Source organism: Bradyrhizobium sp. HKCCYLS1011 (assembly GCF_051167795.1).
Classification (GTDB): Bacteria; Pseudomonadota; Alphaproteobacteria; order Rhizobiales; family Xanthobacteraceae; genus Bradyrhizobium.
Window position 1 is genome coordinate 988,474 of record NZ_JBNPTT010000001.1, and the last position, 13,443, is coordinate 1,001,916.

12 protein-coding genes are annotated in these 13,443 nt (G+C 63.4%); 6 read left to right on the forward strand and 6 right to left on the reverse strand.

Features of this window, described 5'->3' with window-relative positions:
• Positions 1 to 35: 35 nt before the first annotated feature.
• Positions 36 to 734 carry a ribose-5-phosphate isomerase RpiA gene (gene rpiA / locus ACQR1W_RS04625; RefSeq protein WP_434849677.1) on the reverse strand — a complete coding sequence of 233 codons (699 nt, stop codon included), beginning with the start codon at positions 732 to 734 and terminating at the stop codon, positions 36 to 38.
• A 157-nt stretch (positions 735 to 891) separates the two neighbouring features.
• Between rpiA and gph the strand changes: the two genes are divergently transcribed.
• The 3 genes from gph to moaA all read left to right on the forward strand — a co-directional run bounded on the left by gph (position 892) and on the right by moaA (position 3,356).
• Positions 892 to 1,587: a phosphoglycolate phosphatase gene (gene gph / locus ACQR1W_RS04630; protein WP_434849678.1), complete on the forward strand. Its 696-nt coding sequence runs from the start codon at positions 892 to 894 to the stop codon at positions 1,585 to 1,587.
• Positions 1,588 to 1,730: 143 nt separating this feature from the next.
• Positions 1,731 to 2,183 carry a hypothetical protein gene (locus ACQR1W_RS04635; protein ID WP_434849679.1) on the forward strand — a complete coding sequence of 151 codons (453 nt, stop codon included), beginning with the start codon at positions 1,731 to 1,733 and terminating at the stop codon, positions 2,181 to 2,183.
• Between the two features lie 141 nt (positions 2,184 to 2,324).
• Complete coding sequence (moaA, locus tag ACQR1W_RS04640) at positions 2,325 to 3,356, forward strand: GTP 3',8-cyclase MoaA (RefSeq protein WP_434849680.1); 1,032 nt, start codon at positions 2,325 to 2,327, stop codon at positions 3,354 to 3,356.
• Here the strand turns inward: moaA and ACQR1W_RS04645 are convergent.
• The 4 genes from ACQR1W_RS04645 to ACQR1W_RS04660 form a co-directional block, all read right to left on the reverse strand.
• Positions 3,332 to 5,572, reverse strand: coding sequence for a tetratricopeptide repeat protein (locus tag ACQR1W_RS04645; protein ID WP_434849681.1), 2,241 nt, complete (start codon positions 5,570 to 5,572; stop codon positions 3,332 to 3,334). The genes moaA and ACQR1W_RS04645 overlap by 25 nt on opposite strands.
• A gap of 680 nt (positions 5,573 to 6,252) precedes the next feature.
• The gene (locus tag ACQR1W_RS04650) at positions 6,253 to 6,864 is read right to left on the reverse strand and encodes a tetratricopeptide repeat protein (RefSeq protein ID WP_434849682.1); all 612 of its coding nucleotides are present in this window, start codon (positions 6,862 to 6,864) and stop codon (positions 6,253 to 6,255) included.
• 279 nt (positions 6,865 to 7,143) lie between these two features.
• Positions 7,144 to 7,911 (reverse strand): class I SAM-dependent methyltransferase, encoded by a 768-nt coding sequence (locus tag ACQR1W_RS04655; protein ID WP_434849683.1) that lies wholly within the window; start codon positions 7,909 to 7,911, stop codon positions 7,144 to 7,146.
• A 253-nt stretch (positions 7,912 to 8,164) separates the two neighbouring features.
• Entirely contained in the window at positions 8,165 to 9,166 is a 1,002-nt protein-coding gene (locus tag ACQR1W_RS04660) for an MBL fold metallo-hydrolase (RefSeq protein WP_434849684.1), read from the reverse strand.
• A 254-nt stretch (positions 9,167 to 9,420) separates the two neighbouring features.
• On the opposite strand from ACQR1W_RS04660, the gene ACQR1W_RS04665 reads away from it, so the two are divergent.
• The 3 genes from ACQR1W_RS04665 to ACQR1W_RS04675 all read left to right on the forward strand — a co-directional run bounded on the left by ACQR1W_RS04665 (position 9,421) and on the right by ACQR1W_RS04675 (position 12,229).
• A complete protein-coding gene (locus ACQR1W_RS04665; protein WP_434849685.1) occupies positions 9,421 to 10,098 on the forward strand; it encodes a nitroreductase in 678 nt (225 codons plus the stop codon).
• Positions 10,099 to 10,378: 280 nt separating this feature from the next.
• Positions 10,379 to 11,737, forward strand: coding sequence for an amidohydrolase family protein (locus ACQR1W_RS04670; RefSeq protein ID WP_434849686.1), 1,359 nt, complete (start codon positions 10,379 to 10,381; stop codon positions 11,735 to 11,737).
• Positions 11,738 to 11,962: 225 nt separating this feature from the next.
• Positions 11,963 to 12,229, forward strand: a complete 267-nt coding sequence (locus ACQR1W_RS04675) for a hypothetical protein (RefSeq protein WP_434849687.1) — start codon at positions 11,963 to 11,965, stop codon at positions 12,227 to 12,229.
• A 159-nt stretch (positions 12,230 to 12,388) separates the two neighbouring features.
• On the opposite strand, the gene ACQR1W_RS04680 is transcribed toward ACQR1W_RS04675, so the two are convergent.
• Complete coding sequence (locus tag ACQR1W_RS04680; protein ID WP_434849688.1) at positions 12,389 to 12,844, reverse strand: GNAT family N-acetyltransferase; 456 nt, start codon at positions 12,842 to 12,844, stop codon at positions 12,389 to 12,391.
• Positions 12,845 to 13,443 lie beyond the last annotated feature (599 nt).

Genomic DNA, 13,443 nt, shown 5'->3' on the forward strand with positions numbered 1-13,443 from the left:
GTGAGATTGCGGCCCCAGTGCAGGTACAAGTTGCACTAGGGCCGCTCGATAACGCGAATTCCTTGCGCGCCAGCCAGGATCGCCGTCTTGGCCAGACCAATGAACAGCCCGTGCTCGACCACTCCCGGTATTGCGCTCAAAAGGCCCGCCAGACGCGGCGCATCCTGGATCTCGCCCAGGCGGACATCGACAATCCAGTGGCCGCCATCGGTGACGAAAACGTGGCCATCGGCGGTCTTGCGCAACACCATCTGGCCGGAAACGCCACTCCTTGCGAAGGCATCTCCCATCGCGCGTTGGGTGGCGGCGAGCCCGAAGGGAATCACCTCGACTGGCAGCGGAAAGGCGCCGAGACAACCGACCCATTTGCTGTCATCGGCGATCACGATCATGCGATCTGAGGCGGCCGCCACAATCTTCTCGCGCAGGAGCGCACCGCCCCCGCCCTTGATCAGGTCGAGCTGTGGATTGATCTCGTCGGCGCCATCGATGGTGAGGTCGAGCCGGTCGATCTCGTCCAGCGTGGTCAGCGGCACGCCCTCGCGTTCCGCCTGCGCCCGCGTGGCCTCGGAGGTCGGCACGCCGACAACCTTCCACCCGCCGCGCACTTTCTCGCCCAAGAGCTCGACGAAATGCTTGGCGGTCGAGCCGGTGCCGAGCCCGAGTTTCATGCCATCGCGCACATGATCGAGCGCGCGCGCCGCCGCCTGCCGTTTCAAGCCGTCGATATCCACCTGCGAAACCCTGCCCCCGTGATGTCCGGCGCGAAAATCGGGCGCATATCTAGCGATCTTTTGTCACGGCGGATAGGCGCTTGACGCGCCTGAAACCCGACAAAAATCCGCCACCCACCCCTTGCGCGGGAGCGGCCCGGCCGCTAGCGGATCAGGAATGGGATATGCTCGCACCATCGTCTTCGATCTCGACGGCACGCTCGTCGATACCGCACCGGACCTGATCAGCGCCCTCAATCACGTGCTGGAACGCGAAGGCCTGGCGCCGCTGCCGCTGGCCACGGCGCGTAACATGATCGGTGCCGGCGCGCGCCGGCTGCTCGAGCGCGGGCTGGAAGCCGAGGGCCGCCTGGTCGGACCTGAGGAGATGAACCGCCTCACCGCCGACTTTATCGACTATTACGCCGAGAACATCGCGGTCGCCTCGCGCCCTTTTGACGGGCTGGAGGCGGCGCTCGACGCGCTGGCCGACCGTGGCTGCCAGTTCGCGGTCTGCACCAACAAGCTGGAATGGCTGTCCAGGCGACTGCTCGACCAGCTCGGGCTCTCGGCCCGTTTCGCAGCGATCTGCGGCGCCGACACATTCGGCGTGCAAAAACCCGATCCCGCCATCCTGCGCCAGACCATTGCCCGGGCCGGCGGCGAGATCGGCGCGGCGATCATGGTGGGCGATGCCGGCACCGATGTCGGCGCGGCACGACGTGCTGGCGTGCCGGTGATCGGCGTGAGCTTCGGCTATACCGACGTACCGATCGCCGAGCTCAAGCCGGACCGGCTGATTGACCACATGGTGGACCTGCCGGCCGCCGTGGATGCGCTGCGCCCTCTCACGGGATCGCAGTTAATCACCTGATTTTATTACCTTATTGGTGAACTCCCGCCAACAACTATCTGTTGACGGCGGACTGTTGCACTGTTGCGCCACCCTTCCGACACTCTTATGGTCGCCCCGGGGATTGCGGCAGTTGGCCGCAGGTAAGACCGGGCGGGTGGACGATGCGGCGGGTGATCGCGATTGCATGTGCGGGGATGAGCCTTGCCGGCTGTTCCTCGTTCTCCATGGACATGTTCAAATCGACCCCGCCCGAGATCGCGGTGCAGCTGGACTCGACCCCGCCCGGCGCCGACGCCAAGACCTCGCTCGGGCCTGGCTGCAAGACGCCCTGCTCCGTCTCCGTGCCGGCGCCGGAATCTGGCTTCTCCGTCACCTTCACGATGGACAAGTTCCAACCTGCCACCGTGCCGGTGCAGGTGATCCGCACGCCGGGCGATATCACCTCGCCGGCGCGGGTTGTCATTGATCCGAGCCCGGTATCTGCGGAACTGCAGCCGGCAGCGCCGCCGCCCAAGGGGGTCAAGCGGATGCGGCCGAAGCGGACCAAGAAGCCTGCTGCAGCGCCCGCGGCTGCGGCCCCTGCCGATGCCGCCCCGGCTGCGGCACAGCGTTGACCCCAAAGCGACGGACGGTCTGAACGACGGCTCGCGGCACGGATTGTGACGCGGCGCGATCATGACTACATTAGCAGACGACCTCTTGCTGCCGTCGCCCTCACGGCTGCCCGTGGCAATGTTGCCACTGCAAGGCTTCTCATGACCGCTTCGTTGACCGACACCAGCGCGTTGACGCGCCCCATGACCGACCCATTCGGGCGGACCATTACCTATTTGCGCGTCTCCGTCACCGACCGCTGCGATCTGCGCTGCTTCTATTGCATGTCGGAAGACATGACATTCCTGCCCAAGGCTGACCTGCTGACCTTGGAAGAGCTCGACCGGCTCTGCTCGGCCTTCATCCACAAGGGCGTGAAGAAGCTCAGGCTCACCGGCGGCGAGCCGCTGGTGCGGCGCAATGTGATGGGGCTGGTCCGCTCGCTGTCACGGCACTTGAAGAGCGGCGCGCTCGACGAGCTGACCATGACGACCAATGCGACCCAGCTCGCCAAATATGCGTCCGAGCTCGCCGATTGCGGCGTGCGCCGCATCAACGTCTCGCTCGACACGCTGGACCCGCAGAAATTCCGCACGATTACCCGCTGGGGTGATCTCGACCGCGTGCTCGCCGGCATCGAGGCTGCGCGCGCCGCCGGCCTGCACGTGAAGATCAACGCCGTCGCGCTGAAGAACATGAACGAGGACGAGATCCCCGCGCTGATGCAATGGGCGCACGGCAAGGGCATGGCGCTGACGCTGATCGAGGTGATGCCGATGGGCGAGATCGGCGCCGGGCGCATCGATCAATATCTGCCGCTGTCGCTGGTGCGCTCGCGGCTGGCCCAGCAGTTCACCTTGACCGATCTCGACACCACCACCGGCGGGCCGGCACGCTACGCGAAAGTCGCCGAGACCGGCGGTGTGCTCGGCTTCATCACGCCGATGACGCATAATTTCTGCGAAGCCTGCAACCGCGTCCGCATTACCTGTACCGGCACCCTGCACACCTGCCTCGGCCACGAGGACGCCTCCGACCTGCGCAAGCCGCTGCGCGCCTCGGTGAGCGACGAGCTGCTCAGCGAAGCGATCGACCGCGCCATCGGGCTGAAGCCCAAGGGCCACGACTTCATCATCGACCGCCGCCACAACCGCCCCAGCGTCAGCCGTCACATGAGCGTGACGGGAGGCTGATCCGCCGTCGGCTGCGGCTTGCTGCACCAGGTCTGCCACATCATGCGATAGGCGTTCTCGACGACCCGCGTGTATGAGGCCGGGCTGCAGCGCGCCGCGATCAGCTCTGGAAGCTGGCTGCGGATCGTGCACAGCTGGTCCGGGGTCGATCGCAACGCGATGTCAGCGTATTGAGCATCATCGCTGGCGATCCAGTCGTGCATGCCGATCGCGGCGAGAAATCCGGCGCCAAGTCGGCTGGACATTCCGTTGCCCAGCTTCGTCACGACAGGGACGCCCATGTGGAGCGTTTCCCAGGTCGAGACTCCTCCCCCGTGTGGAAACGGATCGAGGCAGATGTCGATGAGCCGATAGGCGGTGAGATGCGCCTCGCGCGAGGTCGATCCCATCAGATCGATGCGATCCGACGAAATGCCGCGTGCCGCGAAGCGCTCCAGCAGCCTGCCTTGGATGGTCACATCGTTGAGCAGAGAATCCTTGATCACCAATCGGGAGCGTCCGTCGGACTGCAGAATGGAAGCCCAGACGTCGAATACGGCGTTGGACAATCGGCTCGCGCGCGTAAACACGCCATAGGTGATATATCCGTTGGAGATCACGGGTGGCTCGGGGGCACGCAGCGCAACCGGTGGCGGCTCGATGATCAGTGTGCAAGGCAGGTCATAGACCTGCTCTGCAAAATGGTGACGCACGTCCATGGGCGCCCGCACCGGATCGGAGAACAGGTAGTCCATCGTCGGCATGCCGGTGCCAGTGCCGTCACCCCACGCCGTGACCTGGACCGGTGCCGGCTTGCGCGCAAAGGTCCGCAGCCGATTGCCGCGCGTGTGTCCGGACAGGTCGATCAGGATGTCGATCCCGTCGGCCCGAATGCAATCCGCGAGTTGGTCGTCGGACCATTGCGCGACGTCTCGCCAACCATCGGCAACGCGCCGGAATGAGGCCGTCACGTCGTCCTCGATCGGCGAGGTGGAATAGCAGATCACCTCGAAGCGGGACTTGTCATGGTTCTCCAGCACGGGTCGGAACGTGTGGGCAGCGGAATGCTGCCTGAAGTCGCCCGACACGTATCCCAGCACGATCCGCCGTCCCGGATCGCGCTCGTTGTGGTGCTGCGGCGGATGCGCCCGTGCGATCTTCGACCCGATGTGGCGCCACCACTGCGCTCGTGCCTCCTGATGCTGCGCAAAGCCGACCTCGCAGAAATCCAACGAGAAGATCCGGCTCACCAGAGCGACCTCGTCCGCCGGGTTGATGGCGAGAGCGCGGTCGAAGAAGGAAACGGCCGCTTCCGGATTGCCGAGTAGCGCCTGACATTGCCCGATCTGGGTCAGCGCCTTGGTAGAGTTCGGCTCGATTGCGACCGCGCGCTGGCAGGCCTCCAGCGCCTCGTTCACCCGCTTGCTCATCATCAATATGTTGGCGCGGCCGAGCCAGCCCAGCGCAAGGCCGGGGTCGAGCCCGATCACCCGGTCGAAATCGGCGAGCGCTTCGTCGTTCCGTTTCAGGCTCAGCAGCGTCTCGCCGCGGTTGATCAGGATCGTGGTGTCGTCCGGCGCCAGCGCGAGCGCCATATTGAATTCGGCGATGGCCTCGTTCGCCCGGCCGAGATCCTTGAACGCACAGCCGCGATTGATCAGCGCCCCCAGATGGGTCGGCTTCGCCGCCAGGATCCGATCGTAGCACGCGATCGCATCGACGAACCTGCCGAGATAATGCAGCGCTTCTCCCTTCCTGATCAATGCATCCTGGTGCTGCGGATCGAGCGCGATCGCGTTGTCGTAGCTTTCGATCGCCTCAAGGAAACGCCCGTGCCGCGACAGCAGCTTGCCGCGGTTGAGATGCGCATTGACGAAATCCGGCTTGAACGCAATCAGATTGTCGTAGCAGGCCAGCGCCTCACCGTCCCGGCGCAGCGCCGACAATGTGACCGCGAGGGCATAACACGCGGTCGCGGAGTGCGGATCCACCTGGAGCGCGCGCCGCAGCAAGGGTTCCGCAGCGGCGGAATTGCCACTCTGGTGTTCGCACACGCCGAGCAGATAGAGCGCGTCGAAATTGTTCGGCCACTTTCGCAGGACCTTCTTGTATCCGGCCTGCGCCCGGTCAAGATCGCCGGACTGGTGGAATGCGTTCGCCCGCCTGAGCAGATCGACGACATCATCGCTCTTCTGGCGGCCTGGTTTTATATTGAGAACCTTCGGCTGGTGCCGCATCGATCACGCTCCCCCACATGCGAAAAAGCCGAGCGTGGCTGCAGCGGAGACGCTCGGCGGTTGCGTGGGCGCGTGGCCCGAAGTTGGTAACGACGACTTTCCTGCAATTGTCGGAATATCCCCGCCAAAGTCGTTTCGTGCGCGATGTGAAGCATCGACGAGAACCGTAAAGAAATTGTCAACCATGTTGGCCCGCGCGAAGGGCAAGCCCTGGGGGGCGAGGTGGAGGTCGGGCCGCGGCGAGACGCGCCGCGTTCGTCGCCGCCGCGCCAAACCGCCCTGCCAGAAATGGCCGCCATCGATGAACCGGCGCCGCCGGTTTCGCGGAGCTCACCCCATCCGGGAGTGTCATTCCGGAGACGGCGGCATTGAAACAACATCGAGGTCCCCCAAGGTACCTTTCCATCCGCATTTGGAGCACTGGACCAGTGCTCCGAACTGGTCACCAGGATCGGCGCCCGGCTGATAATCGAAGCCTTCTGTTCCGCACGCGGGGCAAACAAGGCCAATGGTCAGTCGCCTGACGATCTTTTCCCAAGCCATTGTGCATTCCCCGAAAAGAGCAGCGGGTAGGATGGGTTAAGCGCAGCGATACCCATCAATTTGATGAACGATGCCGATGGGTTTCGCTAGGCTCAACCCATCCTACTCGCTACTCGCAGTTCGATCACCCGCAGCAACTAATAAACGAGATTGCTGCCCTGCGGCTGCTCGAGTGCGGCAGCAAGCGAACGATATTCGGCACAATCGCTGCCGCAGATCGCTTCGATCCGGCTCAGGTGATATTCCGCCGCGTCGCGGTTGCCCTGCTCGAGCTGCCAGAAGCCGTAATAATTCCAGGTCAGGACGTGGTTCGGATCGGACTGCAGGGCACGCTCATACCAGACCTGGGAGAGCTTGTAGTCCCCGAGCTTGCGATAGGAGTAGCCGATGAGATTGGCCACGTTCGCATAGTCATCGTGGCCGAGCGCCTTGAGCTGATCGATGGCCGCGGCGTAGTCATGGCGGTCATAGATCGTGTCATAGGCGTCGCGGTAGCCCTGTTTGAAGGCGGGATCATCAAGGAACGACCGCTTGTCGGCCTTCTTGCCCCTGTGTTGCGTGGCTTTCGTATCCGACCGGTTTGAATTGGATGACGGCGGGCTGGGACTGGAATAAGAACTGCCATAGGGATCTCCACCGCCGCCACCCCCGCCTCCGCCGGCCGCGAAGACTTGAGTGAGCGAAGGCGCGCCGGTGAGCGCGATCAGAAGGATTCCCAATGCGACAGGCTTGGTCCGCAGGTTGGTCATGTGTGCCTCCTGTTTGCTGACGCGAGCATTTCCACCAGAGGTGTAACTCCGCACCCAGGGCGGTATTCCGGTTGGAAGTTGCGCAGGATGCAAATGACAAGCGCGACAGATTCTGACAGCGAAGTCAGAAATCTGCTCGACCGGTCGCGCCTCGACCCCGTCGAGGCTGACGTGGCGTGGAGCAAGTGGGATGGGTTGTGCGCAAGCGAAACCCATCACGATGTGGCCGCGGCGGTCGATGGTGGTTTCGCTTCGCTCTACCCACCCTACGAGCTTGCACTAGCCCAGCCGGGCGCCCAGCCACGCTTCGGTACGATAGGGAAAGCTGATCTCGGCCTCGCGCAGCGCCGGGAACGAATCGCGCAGCACGCGCAGGCGCGCCTCGAGCGCGCGCTTTTCGTCGTCCGGAAGCGCCGCGATGAAGCTCACCGACATCGTGCGGTCGATCACGACCTGATCGAACGTACCGACATGGCTGTTGGCGAACACGGTGCATTCAAGCGGCGTGAAGAGATCCTGCTGCTCGAACGGCTGGCGCCAGCGGCCGGTGTAGAAGCGCGGAGCGTCGCCCTCATAAGGCGTGATGATGGCGGTGATGGCCGCGACCCAGTCGACGGATTCGTCACGCACGTTCCAGACCAGGCCGAGCTTGCCGCCCGGACGCAAGACGCGGTGGATCTCCTGCAAGGCGCGGCTATTGGCAAACCAATGAAAGGCCTGGGCGCAGCCCATGGCATCGACCGACCGGTCGTCGAGCGGCATGCTTTCCGCGGTGCCGGCCAGGGCCCGGATTCCGGGACTGGCAAGCGCCAGCCGTTCGCGCATGGCATCCACCGGCTCGACCGCCACAACGTCCGCGCCGGTGCGGGCCAGAAGCCGCGTGAACTTGCCGGTGCCGGCCCCGAGATCCACCACCTGCGCGCCCGGCTTGGCGCCGAGGCTGTCACGGAGCCAGCCGAGCAGCCCGTCCGGATACTCGGGCCGGCCACGCTCGTAGCTCGCCGACTCCTTGGAAAACCCCTGCCGTGCCGCTTCATGAATTGCCATCAGAGCTTCCTTCATCCGTCGCGATGTGCGTCACCCCCGTGCGCCGCCCGGCGGCACACTATCGTCCGGCCCCGAAACCGCAACGTCGCGATGCGCATGACGGGATGCTCCGAGGACGCTCTCCCCTGCGCGGCCGCAGCCGCTTCGGCGAGGCAAAGGCCCGGGCATCCATGTCTCTCTTTTTTTCCAGAGCGCGCAGACCGGCCAAAGGCCGGGGCATCTGGCCCCGGCCTGCTCTCGCCCGTATCGGCGCCTAGATCGATCCGACGGCCTGCTGCTGCAGGGGCAGCGGGAAATACTGGAAGCCGTCGCCGGCCTTCGCGACATGCCCGATGCCGGGCCAGGCGAAGTGATAGGCCAGCAGCGGTGTCCGGTTGGCTGCGAGCATGGTCAGCATCCGCACGCGGCTTTCGGCCGACTGCACCGGATCGGTGTCGAACGCGAATTGGGTGCGCGGACGCTCGAGCAGCAGCACCGGGTGGTGCGCGAGGTCGCCGATGTAGCAGAGCTGCTTGCCGCCCGAGTTGATCATGAAGATCGAGTGGCTGACCGTGTGCCCCGGAGCGGACAACACCGTGATGCCGGGAAGGATCTCCTCGTTGTCCTTGTAGAAGTGGATGCGGTCCTTCAGCGGCAGCAGGTTCTTGCGCGCCTGGGCCAGGAAGTGCGGACGCGCCGGATAGTTGTCCGGGATCTTGGAGTCGTCAGTCCAATAGGCGTAGTCGGGCTCGCCGATGAAGTATTGCGCATTCGGGAAGTTGATGCTGCCATTGTCCGCGATCAGCCCGCCGCAATGGTCGATATGGGCGTGGCTCATCACCACCGCATCGACGCCTGCGGGATCGATGCCGGCCTGCTTCAGCGTGCTCATCAGCTTGCCCGTGCCGTCGCCGAACAAAGTGTCAGTGCCCATGCCGGTGTCGAACAGCACCACGCGGTCACCGAAATTGGCGACCAGCACATTCTGCTCCAGCACGGCGTTGTCAGCGGGGAGGAAGTTGTCGTGCAGCTCGCGGGCGATCTCCTCCTTGCTGATGTTCAGGAAGGCGGCCGCGGGATCGCCGAGCGGCAGCTGGCCGTCGGAGACGATGGTGCACTCCGCGTCGCCGAGCTTGAAGCGATGGAAGTAAGGCGCCTGCGGCAGACCGATCGGCATCTTGGCGTGGGCCAGCCCTGACAAGGTCAGCATCGCCCCGGAGGCGGCAATTCCCCCGAGCACCTGACGTCGTGGAATCGAACGTAGTGATGTCGTCATTGGTTCGTTCCTCCAATTTTTGCTTTTGGTCCGACGTTGCGATGGACGGCTTTCCATCTGTCGGCTGTGTCATGCTACCCCTATTTCAGCTTCACCGGAAGTCGATATCATCAAACACAATGACTTGAGGTAGCACGGCAGAATTTACCCCCTGCGCCCCCGCGCGAGTTACGCAGGCCGTGGTCTTGCGTAGAGGTCGAGAAGCCGCGAATATCCCAGCCAACTCAGCAACAATCGGGGGGAATTTCAGGACAATGCAGTTTGATGACGTCATTCTCGGTCGCCGAAGCATCCGCGGTTACAAACCTGATCCCGTCCCGAAGGCGCTGATCGAGGAAATCATCGCCTTGGCGATGCGCGCTCCGTCGTCGATGAACTCGCAGCCCTGGAATTTCTACGTCATCACCGGCGAGCCGCTGGATCGGATTCGCGCTGGGAACACCGAGCGGATGCTGGCCGGCGTGCCCCAGTCACGCGAGTTCCGCATCGGTCAGGCCTTTGCAGGTCAGCACCGCGACCGGCAGATCGGCGTCGCCAAGCAATTGTTCTCGGCCATGGGGATCGCGCGCGACGACAAGGACAAGCGCCAGGACTGGGTGCTGCGCGGCTTCCGTCAATTCGACGCGCCGGTCTGCGTGATCGTGACCTATGACCGCGTGCTCGACGGCAGCGACGATACGCCGTTCGATTGCGGCGCTGTGACCAACGCGCTCGTCAATGCCGCCTGGTCGCGCGGGCTGGGCGCCGTGATCAACAGCCAGGGCATCATGCAATCCCCCGTGGTGCGCGAGTACGCCGGAATAGCCGACGATCAGGTGATCATGAAGAGCATCGCGCTGGGCTGGCCCGACGACACCTTCCCGGCCAATGCGGTCGTATCGGAACGAAAGTCGGTCGAGGAGGCCACGGTGTTCGTCGGTTTCGACGGCTGATCATTGCGGGACAGTAGGATGGGTTGAGCAGAGCGAAACCCATCAATTTGATAGACGATGTAGATGGGTTTCGCTTCGCTCAACCCATCCTACGTTCTGAGATATTCAAGCGCACCTCAACGCTTCGCGAACACCGCTCGACGCCTTGCTCGCAAGCATAACAGCTCCTCACCCGTCTCGAACGTCAGCCGCACGGACAAGGCCCCATTGAAGCCGGTCTGCGGAACCGGTATGCTCAACCCGAGGCTGCATCGCGCCAACGTCTGCCAGGGGGAGCCAAATGACCCCGATGTCCCGCAGGATTTTCGTCGCCTCGCTTCCGCTCGCGATCCTTGGGCTTGCGTCCGCCGCGCACGCGCAAGCCAATCCGCAGGCGAATGCCGGAGCGACGCTGTTTCAGAATGTGCGCGTGTTCGACGGCAAGGGCACTTCCCTCTCCGCGCCGTCCAATGTGCTGATCAAAGGCAATATCATCGCGCGCATCTCGACGGAGCCGATCGCTGCAGAGCCGGGCGCGACCATCATCGCCGGGAACGGTCGAACGCTGATGCCTGGTCTGATCGACGCACACTGGCACGCGATGCTGATCCGGCCGAATCCTGCCCAGGCCATCGTCGGCGATATCGGATACAACAACATTGCGGCTGGCGTTGAGGCGACCGACACATTGATGCGCGGCTTCACCACCGTTCGGGACGTCGGAGGTCCCGTCTTCGGACTGAAAGCCGCCATCGACGCAGGATTGATCGCGGGGCCCCGGATCTATCCCTCCGGCGCAATGATCACGGTGACGAGTGGACATGGGGATTTCCGCCAATTGTCGGAACTGCCGCGGGAGATCGGCGGCCCGCTCAGCCGCATGGAGCAGATTGGGGGCAGCATGGTCGCCGACAGCCCTGACGAGGTCCGCGTCCGCGTTCGCGAACAACTGATGCAGGGCGCCTCTCAGATCAAGCTGACGGCAGGTGGCGGTGTTTCCTCGCCGTTCAGTCCGATCGACGTATCGACGTTCACCGAGCCGGAGCTGCGGGCTGCCGTTGAAGCCGCCGAGAATTGGGGCACCTACGTGACGGTGCACGCGTTCACGCCGACAGCAATCCAACGAGCTATTGCCGCCGGTGTGAAGTGTATCGAACACGGCTTCCTCATGGACGAGGCCACCGCCAAGCTGATCGCCGAGAAGGGCATATGGCTCAGCCTGCAGCCTCTCCCCGAGGAGCTGAGGGAAGGCTTTGCCCCGGGCTCAGTCCAACGCACCAAGGCCGATGAGGTGTGGCCGGGCATCGCCCGGACCTATGAGCTGGCGAAGAAATACAAGATCAAGACGGCGTGGGGCACCGACGTCCTGTTCTCCCAGGCGCTGGCACAGCAGCAGGGGGCCATTCTGGCCTCGCTTGTCCGCTGGTACAGTCCAGCCGAAGCGCTCGCCATGGCGACCGGGACCAATGCCGAACTACTCGCCTTGTCCGGCAAGCGCAGTCCTTACCCCGGGAAGCTCGGCGTGGTGGAACAGGGCGCGCTCGCCGATCTGCTGCTGGTCGACGGCAACCCGTTGGAGAATATCGACCTGATCGCCGACCCCGCCAAGAACTTCAAGGTCATCATGAAAGACGGGCGGATCTACAAGAACGTCCCGTGATCGCGGCCACTCCGGTTGGTCATGTTCCGTATTGGCCTATGACCGACGCTGCTCGATTAGGCCCGCGTTTGGCTGCCGCAGCAGGCGTCGTGTCTTTGCGCGACGCGCCCGCGGAACTACAGGCAGCCGGGCGAGTTGCAGAACCGCGAAAGGATTGAAGGATGAGCGGCAGTTCCGCGCATCGATCGTCCATTATTGGCAGGATCTTGACGGAGAGAGGCGACAATGAAAGCAACCCTTTTTCTTGCTGGCGCAGTGATCATCGGATGCGCCGCTCCAGCGATGGCAGATGAGTACTACGTCGTGCAGGGACCCAGTCATCACTGCACGATCACCACCACCCGCCCGGCGGACAAGGAAGTCGTGACGCAGATCGGACCGATGGCCTTCACCAGCCGCGTGGAAGCCGAGGACCGCATCAAGCAGACCAAGGTCTGCGAAGACGAAGGCACCGTCGGCAGCAGCAGCACGACCGTGATCAAGGAGCGGTAATCGACCGCAACAGTTCTGACCGCGTTCGGACCAAAACAAAAGGTCGCGCTGGATCGTATCGGCGCGACCTTTTCAAGTTCGTAGGATGGGTTGAGCGCAGCGAAACCCATCAATGATGCCCGGTGCGATGGGTTTCGCTACGCTCAACCCATCCTACGACTACAGCTTCTTCTCCATGAAGATACTGAGCGGATCGAGCTCATAACTCCCGAATGGCTGCGTTTCGACATATCCTGCCGAACGATAGAGCTCGATTGCAGCCGGCTGCCGGATACCCGTTTCGAGCCGCATGAGCGGCAGCCCGCAAATCCTCGCACGCTTCTCCAGTTCTTCCAATATCATCCGACCCAATCCCATCTGTCTTGCAGTGGGAGCGACGTACATCCGCTTGATTTCCCCGTATTCGCCCCCACAATCCACAACCGCTCCAAATCCCCTGACGAGACCGTCCGACGAAGCCACCAGAAATGTCGTGCCCGACCGCTTGAGCAACTCCACGTCCAGCAGATGATTGCTCTCGGCCGGATACAGCGAGTGATAGAAGCGGTCGCTATCTGCCAGCATCGCCTGCACTTGCTCCTGCTCCGGATCTTCCTCACTGATCACAATCGCCATTGTTTCATTTCCTACTTAGTCCACCCTGAGAATTGCGCCGAAAGTCCACCCTGCGCCAAAAATCTCATTTCGCAAGCCGACTCAAGCCGATCCCCCCTGTCCAGTCCTCGCGCGAAAAATATCTCTCTTTCGTTTTATCAGAAATCATGCTTTGATCACCGCCGTCCCGCCTCGCATGAGGGACGTATCGCGGTCGTCACGGACGTCGGGTGCGGGATGCGGTGGGCGCATCGAGTTGCAGCGGGATCATCCCGCCGACGAACAGCTTCGATGCGCACGGCCAAGTCGTGTGGTCCTGGCTTCCCGGTGCTGAAGCCTGCGCGATGTGCCTCTGGCGCATCGTCGCACGCGATGATGCTTCGCATCACGCGGACAGGGGCAAGAACGCCGGTCCCTGGGGAGCAACTGTTTTTTTGGTAGACCGGCGACCGGCCGGCCTCAAGGCTGGCGCGAAGACGCGCCACCGCCTGCGGCGGCTGACGGCCTTGACCCCGTCGGCTCGCCGGTCTGTTGGCTTGGCATGCGCTCGATCAGCTCACTGCGTAGCGCTTGGCATCCCACTTTTGGCGCCGAGCGATCATGACGTTGAGAATGCAAAT

Excerpts from the sequence above, each read along its gene's own strand:
- ACQR1W_RS04650 (WP_434849682.1), bottom strand. The coding sequence starts at position 6,864 with ATGACCAACCTGCGGACCAAGCCTGTCGCATTGGGAATCCTTCTGATC.
- ACQR1W_RS04645 (WP_434849681.1), bottom strand. The coding sequence starts at position 5,572 with ATGCGGCACCAGCCGAAGGTTCTCAATATAAAACCAGGCCGCCAGAAG.
- ACQR1W_RS04675 (WP_434849687.1), top strand. The coding sequence starts at position 11,963 with ATGAAAGCAACCCTTTTTCTTGCTGGCGCAGTGATCATCGGATGCGCC.
- ACQR1W_RS04635 (WP_434849679.1), top strand. The coding sequence starts at position 1,731 with ATGCGGCGGGTGATCGCGATTGCATGTGCGGGGATGAGCCTTGCCGGC.
- ACQR1W_RS04655 (WP_434849683.1), bottom strand. The coding sequence starts at position 7,911 with ATGGCAATTCATGAAGCGGCACGGCAGGGGTTTTCCAAGGAGTCGGCG.
- ACQR1W_RS04660 (WP_434849684.1), bottom strand. The coding sequence starts at position 9,166 with ATGACGACATCACTACGTTCGATTCCACGACGTCAGGTGCTCGGGGGA.
- gph (WP_434849678.1), top strand. The coding sequence starts at position 892 with ATGGGATATGCTCGCACCATCGTCTTCGATCTCGACGGCACGCTCGTC.
- ACQR1W_RS04670 (WP_434849686.1), top strand. The coding sequence starts at position 10,379 with ATGACCCCGATGTCCCGCAGGATTTTCGTCGCCTCGCTTCCGCTCGCG.
- ACQR1W_RS04665 (WP_434849685.1), top strand. The coding sequence starts at position 9,421 with ATGCAGTTTGATGACGTCATTCTCGGTCGCCGAAGCATCCGCGGTTAC.
- moaA (WP_434849680.1), top strand. The coding sequence starts at position 2,325 with ATGACCGCTTCGTTGACCGACACCAGCGCGTTGACGCGCCCCATGACC.
- ACQR1W_RS04680 (WP_434849688.1), bottom strand. The coding sequence starts at position 12,844 with ATGGCGATTGTGATCAGTGAGGAAGATCCGGAGCAGGAGCAAGTGCAG.